Origin of the sequence: Collimonas sp. (assembly GCF_035566555.1) — a bacterium.
Lineage (GTDB): Bacteria > Pseudomonadota > Gammaproteobacteria > Burkholderiales > Burkholderiaceae_D > Collimonas.
Window position 1 is genome coordinate 15,348 of record NZ_DATMRB010000103.1, and the last position, 15,933, is coordinate 31,280.

Below are 15,933 nucleotides of genomic sequence, written 5' to 3' on the forward strand. Positions count from 1 at the left end.
GGCCGCCTGGGCGGCTTAGCGCGGCCGCTCTTCCAATGCCGCTCTCAAAGCCAGCGCGATCCCCTGCGCTGCCTGCGAAATCTCGTCCAGCGATGGAAAGCTCGGGGCAATGCGGATATGGCGGTCCTGCTCATCGCGGCCATAGGGAAAAGCCGCGCCGGCGGCGGTCAGCGTGATGCCCAGCTCTTTTGCCAGCGCGATGGTGCGCCTGGCGCAGCCGGGCGGCGTCACCAGATCGATGAAGTAGCCTCCCAGCGGCTTGGTCCACGTCACTTCTTCGGCGCCGCCGAGATACAGATCGAACTGCGCCAGCACCGCGTCGAATTTCGGTTTCAGCAGCTGCCGGTGACGCTCCATCAGCGCCTCGACATGCGCGCGGTCTTTCAGGAAGCGCACATGGCGCAGCTGGTTGATCTTGTCCGGACCGATGCTGCGCACCGAGGTATTGCGCTGCCACCAGGCGATGTTGGCCGCGGACGAGGCTAGCGCGGCCAGGCCGGAGCCGGCCATCGTGACTTTGGAAGTCGAGGCAAAGACGATGGCGCGATCCGGATTGCCGGCTTGGCGGCAGGTTTCCAGCATGTTGATGCTGTCGATCTTCTGTTCGCTCAAGTGGTGCAGCCGGTAGGCATCGTCCCACATCAGCACGAAGTCCGGCGCGGCGGTCTTCATCGCCGCCAGGCGCTGCACCACGGCCGCCGAATAGACGGCGCCGGACGGATTGCTGTATTTTGGCACGCACCACATGCCTTTGATGCTGGCGTCGTTTGCCACCAGTTCTTCAACCAGCGCCATGTCCGGGCCATCGTCATTCAGAGGCACGTTGATCATCTTGATCCCGAGCGCTTCGCATATCGAGAAATGGCGGTCGTAACCCGGCACCGGGCACAGGAAACTGACCGGCTGCTGGCGGCCCCACGGCGCCTGGCCGCCGATGCCATGCAGCAGGCAGAAGGCGATCGTATCGTGCATCAGGGCCAGGCTGGCGCTGCCGTCCACCACGATCTGGGCGGCGGGAATCTCCAGCAGCTCGGCAAACAGGCTGCGCGCTTCCGGCAAGCCGCTGGCAACGCCATAGTTGCGCGCATCTGTGCCGTCTGCCGCCAGGTAGCCGTCCAGTTGTTGCAGCAGCGCGTTGGACAGGTCCAGCTGTTCGGGCGCCGGCTTGCCGCGCGACATGTCCAGCTTGAGGCCGAGTTCCCTGAAGGCCTTGAATTGCGCCTGGATATCTTGTGACATCATCTTTCTACCTGGTTGGATAACAAACCGCCGGCAGCCTGCGCCGCACGTATCTGCGTCAAGGATAGCTGCTGCTGGCCGTCGGCGTCGAAGTTTTCCGGCGCCAGCCATTTTTCAAAGGCAGCGCGCAACGGCGGCCAGTCGCTATCGATGATGGCGAACCAGGCGGTATCGCGGCTGCGCCCCTTGTAGACCACGGCCTGGCGGAAGATGCCCTCGAACTGGAAGCCGAGGCGCGCGGCGGCCTGGCGCGAAGGCGCGTTGAGGCTGTCGCACTTCCATTCGTAGCGGCGATAGCCGAGCTCATCGAACACATGCTTCATCAGCAGGTACTGGGCTTCGCTGGAAACCGGCGTGCGCTTCAATAGCGGCGAAAACGTGACAAACCCGACTTCGATGACGCCGTTGGCCGGGTCGATCCGCATCAGCGCCAGGGTGCCGACCGCCTTCCCGGACCTGCGCTCGATGACCACGTAGTGCAAGGGATCGGTACTGAGCGCAGCACGCTCGGCATACGCACGATAGGCGTCGGCATCGGCGAACGGGCCGGTCGACAGGTAGGTCCAGTCGCGCTCATCCGGCGCCTGGCTATACGCCGCGTACAGCTCTGCCGCATGGCGCTGCGGCTCCAGCGCTTCCAGGCGGCAGTAGCGTCCTTCGATCGGCTGGCGCGGCGGCACTGCGCGCGGCGTCCAGCCGGGCACCGGGGCGCCGACCGGCTGCTGGTACTGGTTCAAGATACTCTTCATATACGCTTCCTCGGCTGGTCATGCCCGACATGCGCCGGGCATGTGCTAAAGTATGCGCTTCGTGGACCCAGAAAAAGATCCACATCATGACTATTTCATGGTGCCACGCAATTTTTGCCCAGACCCTTCAAATTCCCATGACCACGGTTTCCTCCGCTCTCGCGCCACAGGCTTTGCTGGAAGCGCCGCTGGACAAAGACGCCGCTGCCGCGCCCATGCAGCGGCAGTTATACCGGCGCATCAAGGCCGCCATCCTGGACGGCGGCCTGGTGGCCGGCAGCCGGCTGCCGGGTTCGCGTGCGCTGGCCGAGGCACTGTCGATTTCACGCAACACGGTCACTGCCGCCTACGATCTGCTGGCCGCCGAAGGCTATGTGCAACCTGACCGCCAGGGAACCAGGGTGGCGGCCTTGTCGCATCCGCCACCAGCGCGCGCAAGGTCGGCCGCGCCGTCTGCGCCACTGATCGCACAGCGCCTGGCGCGCATCCAGCCAAGCGCGCCGCGCACCGGTGCCGGCGTAGTGCTGCGCCCGGGCGTCCCGGCATTGTCCCATTTTCCACTGGCGGCCTGGCGCCGTGCGCTTGACCGAGCGCTGCGCCACGCTGGCGCAACGGCCCTGGGTTATGGCGACCCTCTGGGAGAACCGGCCTTGCGCACCGCCATCGCCCGCCATCTGGGCATGGCGCGCGGCGTACGTTGCGACCCGGCCCAGATCATCATCACCGAGGGTGCGCAAGAAGCGCTGTTGCTATGCGTACGTTTATTAAGTAATCCTGGCGATACCGCCTGGGTAGAAGATCCGGGCTACCGCGGCGCCAAGGCTGCGATGCATGCGGGCGACCTGCGCATCGTCCCCATGCGGGTCGACGCCGACGGCCTGATCGCGACGGCAGATGACTGGAAAACGCGGCCGCCGCGCCTGATCTACGCCACGCCTTCGCACCAGTATCCGGCCGGCGCGGTGCTGACCGTGGCGCGCCGCCTGGAACTGATCGCGCTAGCGCGCCAGCACCGCGCCTGGATCATCGAAGACGACTACGACAGCGAATTCCGCCACGCCGGCGAATCCATCGGCGCCATGCAGGGGCTGGTGGCGCAGGCGCCGGTGCTGTATGTCGGTACTTTCAGCAAGACCATGTTTCCATCCTTGCGGCTGGGCTTCCTGGTGCTGCCGGCTGAGCTGCTGGCGCCGATGCAGATAGCGCTGGAAGAAATGCTGCGCGGCGGCCACCGCTACGAACAGCTGGCGCTGGCGGAATTTATCGAAAGCGGCCAGTTTAGCCGTCACCTGGGACGCATGCGGCGCTTGTACCGCGACCGCCAGCAAGCGTTGCGCGAAGCCCTGCAGCGACATCTACGCCTGCCGCATGCCATCGAGGGCGGGCACTGCGGCTTGCACCTGACCCTGCGCCTGCCGGCTTGTTATCCTGACCGCAAGATCGCCGAAGCGGCGCGCCGCTACGGCATCGCCCCCAGTCCGCTCTCAGGTTTTGCATTGCATCCCATGCCCGAAGACAACGGCCTGGTGCTGGGATACGGCAATACGCCGGCGGAATTGTTTGAACCCCTGGTCAGGCGGCTGTCGCAGCTGGCCCGCGCGGCCGACATTTCCTAGCCGGCGCTATTGATCCAGTTCGTGATGCTTCAGGTACTCCATGTCTTGCAACGGCGAGGCGCCGAACAGCCTGCGGTATTCCCGGCTGAACTGCGACGGGCTCTCATAGCCGACCTTGAAAGCGACGGTGGCAGCTTCAATGTGGCCGCCCAGAAGCAGCTTGCGCGCTTCCAGCAAGCGTACCTGCTTTTGATATTGCAAAGGACTCATCACGGTGATGGCCTTGAAGCGGTGGTGCAGATTGGACACGCTCATGCTGACGGCCTTCGCCAGTTTTTCAATGTGCATCGGTTCGGCATAGTTGGTCTTGATCCAGTGAATTGCCTGGTTAACGCCTTTTTCCTGATGGTGAGCCAACACCGTCTGCCCCAGCAGGCCGCCATCCTTGGCGCTGATCAGGCGATACAGGATTTCCTGCTTGACCAGCGGCGCCAGCGCGGCCAGGTCGCGCGGCTTCTTCAGCAGCCTTGCCAGCCGCAGGAAGGCGTCCTGCAGCTCGGCGTCCGCGGCTTCCACATAAGCGGCGGCGCGCGGCGGTGAGTTCTTGGGAACCGTCAGCTTGTGTTCAATGATCTGCGCTGCAATTTCCCTGGGGGCCAGCGCAATCCTGATCCCCAGATAGGGCTCGGCAAGCGAGGCTTCCGAGACTTGGCCGGAAACCGGCATGTCGATGGCGGAAAGCACATAGCTGCCGCGCCCGTAGTGCGAGATCTGGCTGCCGATCAGGACTTTCTTCCTTCCTTGCAGCACCAGGCACATGGACGGTTCCAGCATGCCCCTGGTCAGTTCGGTCGGACGGGTAAAGCGGATGAACGAGAGATACGGCAGCGCGCTGGGCATGTCGCGCTGACTCTCGGGCACACCGTCGAAATGACTGAGAGCTTCGTCCCGCAGCAGATCCAGCGGGCCGTCCGGGCATCCTGAGTTGTCGCCGTTATCGTGTATTTTCATTGCTGTTACAGTCCACTGGTTTCACCGTGTCCCATGACGGCTTTAGGTTCCAGATAAGCCTCCAGTCCATAGCGGCCAAACTCGCGGCCGATGCCGGACTGCTTGAAGCCGCCGAACGGCGCGCGCGGTTCGTCGTACATGCCGTTGATAAACACCCGGCCGGCGACGATCTGGGCAGCCACCCGGTTCGCCCGCGCCAGATCGGCGGAACTGACGAATGCCTGCAAGCCATAAATCGTGTCGTTTGCCATTGCTATCGCTTCAGCTTCGGTCTTATAGCTGAGGATTACCAGCACCGGTCCGAAAATTTCTTCCTGCGCAATCCGCATATCCGCGGTGACGTTGGCGAACACGGTGGGTTGCACAAAGTAGCCGTGCTCAAGGCCGGCCGGATGCCCGGGGCCGCCGGTCAGCAGTTCCGCGCCCTCTTCGATCCCCAAGTGGATATAGCGCTGCACCCGATCATACTGCGTTTGCGTCACCATCGGCCCGATCGCCGTAGCGCTGTCGTGCGGATTGCCTACCTGCAGAGCCTGCATCGCTTCTTTCACCAGGCGCTTGATTTCGTCGAGCCGGCTTTCCGGCACCAGCAGGCGCGTCCCCGCCATGCAAGCCTGGCCGCTGTTGACCGTCGCCGAAGCCACGGCCAGTGGAATGGCTGTTGCCAGATCGGCATCGTCCAGGATCAGGTTGGGAGATTTGCCGCCCAGCTCCAGCGTGACCCGTTTCATGGTATCGACCGCGCCGCGGGCGATGGTTTTCCCGACCACCGTCGATCCGGTGAACGAAATCTTCGCGATATCGGGATGACGGGTCATCTCTGCCCCCACCGTCGCCCCACGCCCGGTCACGATATTGAACACGCCAGGCGGCAAATCAGCCGCGTGCAGGCATTCGGTCAGCAACTGAGTCTGCCGAGCGCTCAGTTCGCTCGGCTTGATGACTGCGGTGCTGCCGGCGGCAATCGCCATCGCCAATTTGCCGCAGATGAAGCTGTAGTTGGCGTTCCAAGGGGTAATCAGGCCGACCACGCCCAGCGGTTCCAGCACGACTTTCGAGATCCCGACATGCTGAACGAACTCGAAAGTCTTCAACAGCTCCCTGGCCTGCAGAAAACTGGCGGCCGCACGCTGCGTGCTGGCCTTGCTGATCCGCAGCGGACCGCCGTATTCTTCAATCATGACCTCCAGCAGTTCCTCCGAGCGCGCCGCGACGGCGTCATGCAGGCGCTGCAGATAGTCCATGCGCAGCTCCTTGCTGCTGCGCGAAAAGCTCGGGTAGGCAGCTTTTGCGGCAGCGATCGCTGCCTGCGCATCCTGTTCGTCCGCCAGGGTAACCCGGGCGACGAGCGCCCGGGTCGAGGGATTGACAAGCTCCAGCACTTCCTTGCCGTGCGGTTTAACGAAGCTGCCGTTGATATAAATGTGGTCTACCGTTTTCATGGGATCTCCGCTGATGAGTGAATGCCTGGATTCATCTTAGGCGGGAGGCCGGAGAACGGGGTAGCTCAATGCTGTGCGAGGATTGCCTGATCCTGCCGAAATCGCGGAATCCCTGAACCCGGAAATAATTACCAGAAAGATAATTAACATCCAGGCTCAGGGCGTCGTCCTTTATCGCGCAAGTCAGCCGCTTGCGAGCATGCGCTGTTTCAGCGCCTGTAATCCATCCCGGTAAATCCCATGAAACAGGCTGCTGATTTCCTCGTCGCTGACGCCGGCCGCCACGAAGCTGCCCGACCACACCACCAGCGCAGCCTGCCCTCCCGCAATTTCCCTTACCTGGAGAGTGGACAGGTAGTGCGTCGCAGGAAACGGCGCCTGCAGGATCGAGTAGCTATAGGAACGGTCCTGCTGGCTGAAGCTTTCCAGGCGTTCGACGATGAGCTCGCCCTCCGGCGTTTTCAGGCTGCGCACCCGCCCGCCCTCGCTCAGCTCGCTGCCCGGGATATAGGGCAGCCAGTCGGGCAGCGAATTGAAGCCGCCGATCAGCTGCCATACGCGCTCTGCCGTGGTGGCGATTTCGATGCTTGCACTTGTGCTGGCCATGGCTTTACTCCTTTGCACCGGTAACTGGCAACGGTGCGTCGCCTGCCACCAGTTTTTCTTGCCGGATCTCTTGCCAGAACGCGGCCGGGATCGCTGCATTGAGCGCCTGTGCATCTTCCGCAATGCGTTCAGGACGGCTGGCGCCGGGGATCACCGCTGCGACTGCCGGATTGGCCAGCGAGAACTGCAGTGCGGCCGCCTTGATGCTGACCTGGTGGCGGTTGGCGATGGCCTTGAGGCGTTCGACCCGGGCAATGATCGCGGGCGGCGCCTTCTGGTATTCGAAATGGCTGCCGCCGGCCAGGATCCCTGAGCTGTATGGGCCGCCGACGACGATATCTACGCCGGCCTTGGCCGCCGCCGGCATCAGCCGTTGCAGCGCTCGCTCATGGTCGAGCAGCGTGTAGCGGCCTGCCAGCAGGAAACCGTCCGGCTGCGCTTCGCTCAGGTCGAGCGTCAGTTCGCATGGCTCGACCCGGTTCACTCCCAGGCCCCAGGCCTTGATGACGCCTTCCTCGCGCAAGCGGCTCAGCACCCGGAACGCGCCGGTACGGGCAATCTCGAATTGCGCCAGCCATTCGTCGCCATAGAAGTCCTGGGCGATGTCGTGAACCCAGACGATGTCCAGGCGGTCGGTGTTCAAGCGCTTCAGGCTATCCTCGATCGAACGCAGCGTGGCATCGGCGCTGTAGTCGTTGATCATCTTGTTGGGACGGCCGAACTCGAACAGGCCGCCTTTTTCTCCAAGATCGCGCGTCGCCGGATCTTCCAGTTCATCGAGGATGACGCGGCCGACCTTGGTGCTCAAGACATAGTCGTCGCGGCGGCGCTGGGCCAGCGCATTGCCCAGCCGTATTTCAGCCAGGCCGGCGCCATAAAACGGCGCGGTGTCGAAATAGCGTACGCCATGCTCCCAGGCGGCGTCGACCGTCGCCAGGGCTTCTTCCTCGGGAATGTTGCGGAACATATTGCCCAGGGGCGCGGTACCGAAACCTAGCTTGCCCGTCAGTTTGTCTTTGATGCTCATGATTTATCCTTGCTGGTGAATGGAGTAGCGATGCTTTCTCAAGCAGCGAAGACAAGGATAGCTTGCACAGTTAATGCAGTCCAAGACATAATTAGACTATCTTGAGTCCTTGAAGGTCTGACATGTTGGACATACGCCAATTGCATTATTTCGTCGCCGTCGCCGAGGAAGAGAACGTCGGCCGCGCCGCCGAGCGCCTGCATATCTCGCAATCGCCGCTCAGCCGGCAGATCGCCCAGCTGGAAGATAGGCTCGGCCTGACCTTGTTCGAGCGCAGCCAGCAGCGTATCCGCCTGACGCGCGACGGCCACACCTTCCTGGCGGAAGTACGCGCCTTCCTGACCCATGGCAACCGCCTGGAATCGCTGGCGAAACGGCTGGGGCGCGGCGAGGAAGGCGGCCTTTGCCTGGGCTACATTGAAAACGCCATGCATTCCGGCGTCTTGCCGGACGCCCTGCGCCGGCTGCGCGATGGCCGCTCGGCGGTGCATATCGCGCTCTACAACATGCACTCGGCCGAACAACTGGAGGGATTGCGCCAGCGCAGCCTGGACGTCGCCCTGGTATGCGAACCGCCGTCCAAGGACGACCCCGACCTCGATTGCGCCCAGGTGCTGAGCGACGCCATGCTGCTGGCGCTGCCCAGGGAGCATCCGCTGGCCGCGCGCGCCACGCTGGCGCCGGCCGATCTGGAAGGCCAGGAATGGATCGCCGTGCTGCACAAGGAAAGCGTGCTGAAGCACGACAATTTCGTCGCCGCCTGCGCCCGCGCCGGCTTTACGCCGGACATCAAGATGGAAGCGACCGAGCCTCTGACCGCGCTCGGCCTGGTCGGCGCCGGCCTGGGCATGGCGATGATCCAGCACAGCCTGCGCCATCATGCGCCCGCCGCCGTGGTGCTGCGCGAACTGCCCTGGTTCAGTTACCGCACGCCGCTATGGGCAGCCTGGCATCGCGTCAACCTGCGGCCGCTGGTGGCGACTTTCCGCGAAACCTTGCTGCAAGGGGTCTGACCAGGTCAGTGCTAAGTAAGCAACGCCGGAATCCACAACGAAAAGCCGGGAACAAAGGTCACCAGCAGCAAGGTAATCAGCAGCGCCAGGTAAAACGGCCAGATGGTGCGCATGATCTGGCCCATGCGGATGCCGCCTATGGTGCAGCCGATGATCTGCGCCGCCCCGATCGGCGGCGCGTTCAAACCCAGCGAGCAGTTAATCAACAGCATCATGCCGAACTGCACCGGGCCCATACCGAAATGTTCGCAGATAGGCAGGAAGATCGGCGTGCAGATCAGGATGTGCGCCGCCATGTCGAGAAAAGTGCCGAACAGCAGCAAGGCCAGGTTGATCAACAGGAAAATCACGATCGGATTGCTGCTTACCGCCATCAGCGCTGCGCCAACCGTGTCGGCCACGCTGTACAGGCTGATCAGGTAGCCGAAGGCAGAGGAAATGCTGATCAGCATCAGGATCACGCCGGTGGTCTTGACCGACTTGACCGCCGCTTTCAGGAAATCCTCCCAGCTCAGGCTGCGGTACACCAGCGTGGTCAGGAGCAGCGCGTAAAACACGGCAATCGCAGCCGATTCGGTGGCGGTAAAGATGCCGGAAGTAATGCCGGCGATGATGATCACCACTACCATCAAGCCCGGCACGGCGCGCAGGACGCTATGCAATGCCACCCGCCAGCCAAGGAAGGTGCCGGCCGGATAGCCGCGGTGCACGGCCACCAGGTAGGCGACGGTCAGGTTGGCCAGGGTCAGGATGGCAGCCGGCAGCAATCCAGCCAGGATCAGGGTGGTGATGGACACGCCGCCGCCAGCCACCAGGGCATAGATGATGATGTTGTGCGAAGTCGGCATCAGCACCCCGACCAGCGAGGAATGGGTGGTGACGTTGACGGCATAGTCGGTGTCGTAGTTCTCGCGCTTCATCATCGGGATCATGACCGCTCCCATGGCCGAGATGTCCGCCACCGGCGAGCCGGAAACCCCGCCGAACAAGGTGCAGGCCAGCACATTGGTCATGCCCAGGCCACCACGGATATGACCCACCACGCCGCGCGCGCACTGGATGATGCGGTCGGCGATGCCGCCGTACAGCATCAGTTCGCCGGCAAAGATGAAGAACGGGATAGTAAGAAAGGAAAACACGCTCATGCCGGCGATCATGCGCTGGAAGATCACGGCCACCGGCAAGCCTTCATAGCAGATGGCGGCGATCGCCGACAGTCCGATCGAAAACGAAATGGGTACGCCCAGCAGCAGCAATACCAGGAAACTGACGGACAGTAGAGTCAATGCCATGATGGGACGACCTTTGTATGCTGGAGCAAGGCGATGATGTGTTCAATCGAAAACAGCACGATCAGGCAGCCGGAGAGTATCAGCGGCCAGTAGGTCAGACCCTGGGAAAGGCCGAGGTTGGGGATCATGTAATCCATGATCTGGCGGCCCAGGATCCAGCCGTTCCAGATCATCAGCAGCGCAAACACGATGACCAGCAGATGGATGCCGATCTTCAGGACCACCCTCGCCTTCGCCGGCAAAGCGCCGGTGAGCAGTTCGACGCCCATGTGGCGGTCGTCGCGCACGCAAACGGCGACGCCGATATTGGTCACGTACAGCACCATCAGCAAGGCGAAAGCTTCAGTCCACGAGGGGCTGTTGTTGAGAACATAGCGGCCGAAGATCTGGCCGAATACAGCCAGTGCAATCAGGATCAGGCCGGCCACCGCCAGCCTCATGCATATCAGGGACAGCCAGGCGTTGCATCGGGTGAGGAAGGTAAAAGGCGGCAGCAAGGCGGTCGCCCGCTTGCCGTCAACGGCATTTGCTGCAGTATTGACATCGGTCATGAGCGGTTCCTGGGTGATTCCGGAGGGAGAGCGGCTTATTGTGTGTCCTGGATCCGCTTGAGCAGGTCTTTCATGTTCGGCGTGGTGACGAACTTGGCGTAGACCGGGGTCATGCTGGCCTGGAACTCGGCCTTGTTGGCGGCGGCGATGTGTATCCCGGCCTTTTCAACGATGGCGCGCGAGGAAATTTCCTTCTCGTCCCACAGCTTGCGCATGTAAGGTACGGACGCCTTGGCGCTCTGCCGTATCATTTTCTGGTCGTCGGCCGACAGCTTGTCGTAGATCACTTTCGACATCAGCAGTATTTCCGGCGTCATGTCATGCTCATCGAGCAACACGTATGGGGCGATTTCGAAATGATGAGCGGTCTGGTAAGTCGGCCAGTTGTTTTCAGCGCCGTCGACGATGCCGCTCTTGATGCCGGTGTAGACCTCGGAGGTCGCCATCGGCGTCGCATTGGCATGCAGCGCCTGCAGCATGGCCACCGACAGTTCGGATTGCGGCACGCGGATCTTCATGCCCTTCAGGTCGGCAAGATTCCTGACCAGCTTCTTGGTATAGAAAAAGCGCGCGCCGGAGTCGTAGAACGCCAGGCCTACCAGGCCGTGGGCCTCGCAGGAACGCAGGATTTCGTCGCCTATCGGGCCATCCAGCACATGCCGCATATGTTCCTTGCTGCGGAACACGAACGGCAAGGAAGGCAGCATGGTTTCCGGGCAGATGGCGTTGAGCACACTGGCATGGGTACGGGTGAATTCGATCGCCCCCAGCTTGACCTGCTCGACCGTATCCGGCTCGCTGCCCAGCTGGCTGTTGGGATACACCTTGATGCTGTACTTGCCCTGGCTGCGCTGTTTCATCAGGTCGGACATGTAGTTGACCGCAGCGACGGTCGGATAATCCGCCGGCTGGACGTCGGCGTCGCGAAACTCCCGGGCGTGGCCGGGCGCGGCGCCTAAGGTCAACGAGGCCACGCAGGCGGCGCACAGCATGGATATGGCTTGCTTCATGGGTTTGTCTCCTGGTTTTTATGTATTCACATCCACTCAGTGAGCCAAAGTAGATGTGATACGTTATCGTACAACGTTACTTTCAATGGCGCAATAATTTAAATAATCACTGCATTCAACTGAATACGCCATACCAGAAGAAACCCAAGCTATCCGGGAAAGAAGTCTGAAGAAACAAGATGAACATACAACTTGTATGACGTCATATCACGACGAGCAAGCCATCTCGTTTCCACGGAAGGTCAGCCCCATTACCCCACTTTTGCCACTTCCTGCTCCAGACGCTGCTTCCCGTGTTGCCAGCATCTTAGCAAGGGCAGCCCCTGAAACCGCAAATACCCTTAAAGTAAAATATTAAAAGTAAAATGTTATAATTGATATATATATAAATATAATCATGCTGTTAAATAATATTTTTAATAAATTAGATTAGGTTTGCCAGCATGCCGGCGCCAATGTCGCCATTAGACGGATTCCCCGATCTTTCCGCTCTCCTCGCGCAGCACTGCCCTTTCCGGACCAAAAACCATGAAGCTGGCGACAGCCAGGATGCAGACGCCAACGCTGCCATACAGCATGACCATGCCGAAGCCATGCACCAGCGCGGCATGCACTATCGCACCGGAACCATCAAGAGAAGATAACTCTGGAAACCCGTCTCTGAGCGAGCCGAAGTTGCCGGAGGCGATTTTTTCGGCTAAAGAGCGCAGGCGCAAGCCATCTTGTTCGCCAGGAAGTGCGCTCCTCAAGTAAGACAGGATGCCCTCCAGCAGGATGAATCCCATCAGCGCGATATTGACGGCCAGAGAAATCAGCCTGGCGCTCATGTCGATGCCGGACGCCATGCCGGCCCGCGTGGCCGGCACCGAGCCGGTCGTGGTATTGGTTACCGGCGTATTGGTCAGGCCTAGTCCGATGCCAGCCAGCAGCGATCCGGGAAGCATGGTCAGCCAGCTGGCGTGCCCGGCGCTGCTGCCATACCTCATCAGGATGAAGCCGGCGCCTATGGTCAACAAGCCGGACGGGATCACCAGCCGCGGCCGGTAGCGCAGCGAAAGACGTTCCGCCAACGGCGGAATCACCAGCGTCGGCAGCGTATAAGCCAGCAAGGAAGCCCCGGCCGCCACGATATCGTAGCCAAGACCGCTCTGGAAATAGATAGGCAGATAGATCATGAAAGGCCAGAAGCTGAAGTTCATGCCGACGGATCCAAGAATGGCGCCGGAAAAATTGCGTATCCTGAAAACCGAAAAATCGAACATCGGATATGGCTGCCGCTTTTCCACGTAGATGAAAATGACGAAGCCCGCGATTGCCGCAGCGATGATGGCGAGCGCCGCATTGCTGGAAAATCCCAGGTCCGGCCCTTGTGTAATGAAGTAGGTCAAGGCGAATACCGACAGCGACAAAGTGACGATGCCGAGGATATCCAGCGTTTTTGCCTGCGGATCGCGGGATTCGGCAACGCTGCCGAGCACCAGCGACAAAGTCAGCATGGCAAGCGGAACATGCGCCAGGAATACCCAGTGCCAGTTCGACAGCAGCACGATCATGCCGCCGATGATGGGCCCGAAGCCGAGACCGATGCCGAACACCACGCCCCAGATGGCAAATGCTTTGCTGCGCTCCCTGCCCTCCTGGAACTGGTGCGACAGCACGGCAATCTGGCAGATCAGCATGGCGCCGCCGCTCATGCCCTGCAGGAAGCGGCTGGCGATCAGCAACGAGGCGTCCTGCGCCAGGCCGCAGATCAGGGATGTGATGCCGAACAGCGCCAGGCTGACGATGAAAATGCGCTTGCGGCCGTAGCGGTCGGCCAGGGTGCCGGCAGCCATCAATACCGTGGTGCAGGCAATGGTGTAGGCATTCATGATCCATTGCAACTCCTTGAAACCGGCATGCAATACCTTTTCCAGGGTCGGCAGGATCACCGGCACGCTGGAAATTTCCAGGCCGAACATCAGCGCGGTCAGGCAGACTGCCGCCAGCGCGATCCTGTTTTTGCTGACTTGAGAGAGCGTCATATCGATATTTCCTGTCTGTTTTTACGAACTGCCGGGCCGGCTTGTGCGGGGTGAGATTTGGCAACAGGAAACATTGTGGGCGGATTTGTCCTATGATAGAAATGATTTAATTTTGCAGCATTCATTACAATCCATCATCTATCGACCGCCATGGACTTCGACCCTACTCTTCTGCGCGCCTTCGTCGCCGTCAAGGAAACCGGCGGCTTTACCCGCGCCGCGCAGCGACTGCACCTGACCCAGTCCGCCATCAGCCACCAGATCCGCCGGCTTGAGGAGCAAGCCGGTCGCCCGCTCCTGCGCCGCACCACCCGCAAGCTGACCCTGACCGACGACGGCGAGGATTTCCTGCGTTACGCCGAACAGATCCTGCAGGCGCAAGATGCCATGAGCCGGCGCTTCCAGCCGTCGCCGGTATGCGGCGTGGTGCGCTTCGGCGTGCCTGAGAATTTCATGGGCGCACGGCTGCCGCCCCTGCTATGCCAGTTCGCCCGCGCCTTCCCGTCCATTCGGCTGGAGGTCAACGTCAGCATGCATCTCGATCTGCGAGCGATGATCGACGCCGGCGAGCTCGACCTGGCGGTGGTGATATCGGTGCCGCAAAGCGAGCGCGGCACGGTGCTCCGGCGCACCAGGCTGGTGTGGGTGGCGGCAGACATATTCGCGCTGCAAGCCGATGCCTCGGTGCCGCTGGCCTTCTTCCCGGCCCCCTGCGTGTACCGCCAGGCCGGCGTCACCGAACTGGAGCAGACCGACGTCAAGTGGCATGTGGTGTTTACTTCACCGAGCCAGCAAGGCCTGCGCGCCGCGGTGCTGGGCGGGCTGGCGATTACCGTGCTGACCAGCGACGACCTGGAACCGGGCATGAAAATCGTCGATGGCCAATACGGCTTGCCGCCCTTGCCAGGCGCCGATTTTTCCTTGATCTGGAGCGACGGCGGCAAGACCTTGGCAGCCTGCGAATTCGGCCAGCTGATCCTCGACATGCCTGAGCAATCGTCGCAACCCATGCTCAGGAGCGCCTAGGTTGCAGTCCGCGCAAACCTGGCAGGCGTTTGAAACACCGGAGAGATGATGCTAGGATAGCTGCTCGCCTGTCCCGTTTGGAGAGAAGCATGAGTACTGCGGATCAAAAGATCAATGAGGCGCTACGCCTGCACGACCTTGCAAAAGATAGATATTTTGCAGCCATTTCCAGCGAGCAACGAGATCCTGAGGTAGCCAGAAAATTGCGGCTCGATATGGACGCCTCGCTCAAGCATTTTGTCGATGCCACCAACGAAGCCGAGTCGTCCGACCCTCAAGACTGAACTGGCGGACTGCTGATTCAAGCAGCAAGCAGCAATTCTAGCATCCCACGCCGCGATGCATGCCTGACACCCGCGGAACGCCCACTGCCGTTCCCGCCATCCTGGCCATGCTGGATTGGGTCGGAAAACATTTCCGCACACTAGTTATTTCCAATTCAACAAGTCATGGCACGGTAACAATTCCTCGTTAGTATTTTCCAATGCTTTTTGCATTGCGCGGGAGCCAGCGCGCAGGGACACAGCATCATTCACATGCTGTTTCGGCGCCCGCTGCACAGGCGCTCAACTGAATCGGGGAGTTGCAATGGCGTCTGTCACAGAGCAATCGAAGCTGCTGTCCGTTACCGCCCACATCGGGGATTGCAAGACCCTGCTGGCATTCAACCTGCTCGACTCTCAAAGCGCCGTCAACCTGGCGGGCTTCACTGTCCAATGCCAGCCCACAGGCCTGGCGCCCTATTACCTATACAACACGCTGCAATTCGAAACTCCCGCCAGCCATGCCCAGGATCCGAAGGAACCGCCGAATTCAAGCGTGAATGCGCCGGTGCACAAGTTCCGCTGGCTGCATGTGCCCGGCTCCAACCATCAGGGCACCGATCCCTTCTTCGGCGAATACACTTATACCGTCACCCCACGCTATTTCGACGACAAGCAATCGCTGCTCGCCATCGACCCGGCCCAGGGTGTCGCACTCAGCGTCTACGTCGGACCGTTTGCCAAGAACAAGTTCAAGCTCGGCTTCACCCGCGGCTATACGCAGTCGCAGGCGTTCACCCATCATTTCGGCGTCGATGCCCTGATTCGCCCCAAGAGCAACGAGCTGCTGTTCGACACCGCACAGGTCTCCGGCGCCGATCCTGCCGGCGCGCAGTACACCTTTGCCGACGAATACGCCTGGCTCGGACTGACCGCCCGCGCACAGATTTTTGCACTGCTCAACGAAGTGCTGCAGGACCCGTCGCAATATCTCGACGTCTTTGCCTACGACCTCAACGAACCGGATATCTGCAAGATCCTGCTGGAGCTGGCTAGCCAGGGCCGGGTACGTATCATCCTCGACAATGCCGCGCTTCATCATTCAAGCAGCAAGCCGATGCCGG

Annotated in this window: 13 protein-coding genes and 2 pseudogenes; 5 read left to right on the top strand and 10 right to left on the bottom strand. The window is 61.2% G+C overall.

Annotation, left to right across the window (positions count from 1 at the left end):
* Positions 1 to 15 precede the first annotated feature (15 nt).
* Entirely contained in the window at positions 16 to 1,242 is a 1,227-nt protein-coding gene (locus tag VNZ65_RS13655; RefSeq protein WP_325669858.1) for an aminotransferase class I/II-fold pyridoxal phosphate-dependent enzyme, read from the bottom strand.
* Positions 1,243 to 1,271: 29 nt separating this feature from the next.
* A pseudogene (locus VNZ65_RS13660) lies at positions 1,272 to 1,988 on the bottom strand (GNAT family N-acetyltransferase); the annotation flags it as partial.
* A 137-nt stretch (positions 1,989 to 2,125) separates the two neighbouring features.
* Between VNZ65_RS13660 and VNZ65_RS13665 the strand changes: the two are divergent.
* The gene (locus tag VNZ65_RS13665) at positions 2,126 to 3,604 is read left to right on the top strand and encodes a PLP-dependent aminotransferase family protein (protein WP_325669862.1); all 1,479 of its coding nucleotides are present in this window, start codon (positions 2,126 to 2,128) and stop codon (positions 3,602 to 3,604) included.
* Between the two features lie 6 nt (positions 3,605 to 3,610).
* On the opposite strand, the gene VNZ65_RS13670 is transcribed toward VNZ65_RS13665, so the two are convergent.
* The 4 genes from VNZ65_RS13670 to VNZ65_RS13685 all read right to left on the bottom strand — a co-directional run bounded on the left by VNZ65_RS13670 (position 3,611) and on the right by VNZ65_RS13685 (position 7,630).
* The gene (locus tag VNZ65_RS13670) at positions 3,611 to 4,555 is read right to left on the bottom strand and encodes an AraC family transcriptional regulator (protein WP_325669864.1); all 945 of its coding nucleotides are present in this window, start codon (positions 4,553 to 4,555) and stop codon (positions 3,611 to 3,613) included.
* A gap of 5 nt (positions 4,556 to 4,560) precedes the next feature.
* Positions 4,561 to 5,997, bottom strand: coding sequence for an aldehyde dehydrogenase family protein (locus VNZ65_RS13675; protein ID WP_325669865.1), 1,437 nt, complete (start codon positions 5,995 to 5,997; stop codon positions 4,561 to 4,563).
* A gap of 183 nt (positions 5,998 to 6,180) precedes the next feature.
* Complete coding sequence (locus VNZ65_RS13680; protein WP_325669867.1) at positions 6,181 to 6,603, bottom strand: SRPBCC family protein; 423 nt, start codon at positions 6,601 to 6,603, stop codon at positions 6,181 to 6,183.
* 4 nt (positions 6,604 to 6,607) lie between these two features.
* On the bottom strand, positions 6,608 to 7,630 hold the full coding sequence (locus tag VNZ65_RS13685; RefSeq protein ID WP_325669869.1) for an aldo/keto reductase: 1,023 nt from the start codon (positions 7,628 to 7,630) through the stop codon (positions 6,608 to 6,610).
* A 122-nt stretch (positions 7,631 to 7,752) separates the two neighbouring features.
* On the opposite strand from VNZ65_RS13685, the gene VNZ65_RS13690 reads away from it, so the two are divergent.
* Positions 7,753 to 8,643, top strand: a complete 891-nt coding sequence (locus VNZ65_RS13690; protein ID WP_325669871.1) for a LysR family transcriptional regulator — start codon at positions 7,753 to 7,755, stop codon at positions 8,641 to 8,643.
* Positions 8,644 to 8,654: 11 nt separating this feature from the next.
* On the opposite strand, the gene VNZ65_RS13695 is transcribed toward VNZ65_RS13690, so the two are convergent.
* From VNZ65_RS13695 to VNZ65_RS13710, 4 genes are all read right to left on the bottom strand, one after another.
* Positions 8,655 to 9,935: a TRAP transporter large permease gene (locus VNZ65_RS13695; protein ID WP_325669873.1), complete on the bottom strand. Its 1,281-nt coding sequence runs from the start codon at positions 9,933 to 9,935 to the stop codon at positions 8,655 to 8,657.
* Positions 9,926 to 10,486, bottom strand: coding sequence for a TRAP transporter small permease (locus VNZ65_RS13700; RefSeq protein WP_325669875.1), 561 nt, complete (start codon positions 10,484 to 10,486; stop codon positions 9,926 to 9,928). Before VNZ65_RS13700 ends, VNZ65_RS13695 begins: the two co-directional genes overlap by 10 nt.
* A 35-nt stretch (positions 10,487 to 10,521) precedes the next feature.
* Positions 10,522 to 11,496, bottom strand: a complete 975-nt coding sequence (locus VNZ65_RS13705) for a TRAP transporter substrate-binding protein (protein WP_325669877.1) — start codon at positions 11,494 to 11,496, stop codon at positions 10,522 to 10,524.
* Between the two features lie 464 nt (positions 11,497 to 11,960).
* On the bottom strand, positions 11,961 to 13,520 hold the full coding sequence (locus tag VNZ65_RS13710; protein ID WP_325669879.1) for an MFS transporter: 1,560 nt from the start codon (positions 13,518 to 13,520) through the stop codon (positions 11,961 to 11,963).
* Positions 13,521 to 13,670: 150 nt separating this feature from the next.
* Here VNZ65_RS13710 and VNZ65_RS13715 point away from each other — a divergent pair, with 150 nt between their 5' ends.
* The 3 genes and pseudogenes from VNZ65_RS13715 to VNZ65_RS13725 form a co-directional block, all read left to right on the top strand.
* Complete coding sequence (locus VNZ65_RS13715; RefSeq protein WP_325669881.1) at positions 13,671 to 14,546, top strand: LysR family transcriptional regulator; 876 nt, start codon at positions 13,671 to 13,673, stop codon at positions 14,544 to 14,546.
* An 89-nt stretch (positions 14,547 to 14,635) separates the two neighbouring features.
* Positions 14,636 to 14,830: a hypothetical protein gene (locus VNZ65_RS13720; RefSeq protein ID WP_325669883.1), complete on the top strand. Its 195-nt coding sequence runs from the start codon at positions 14,636 to 14,638 to the stop codon at positions 14,828 to 14,830.
* A gap of 304 nt (positions 14,831 to 15,134) precedes the next feature.
* Positions 15,135 to 15,933: pseudogene (locus tag VNZ65_RS13725) on the top strand (hypothetical protein); the annotation flags it as partial.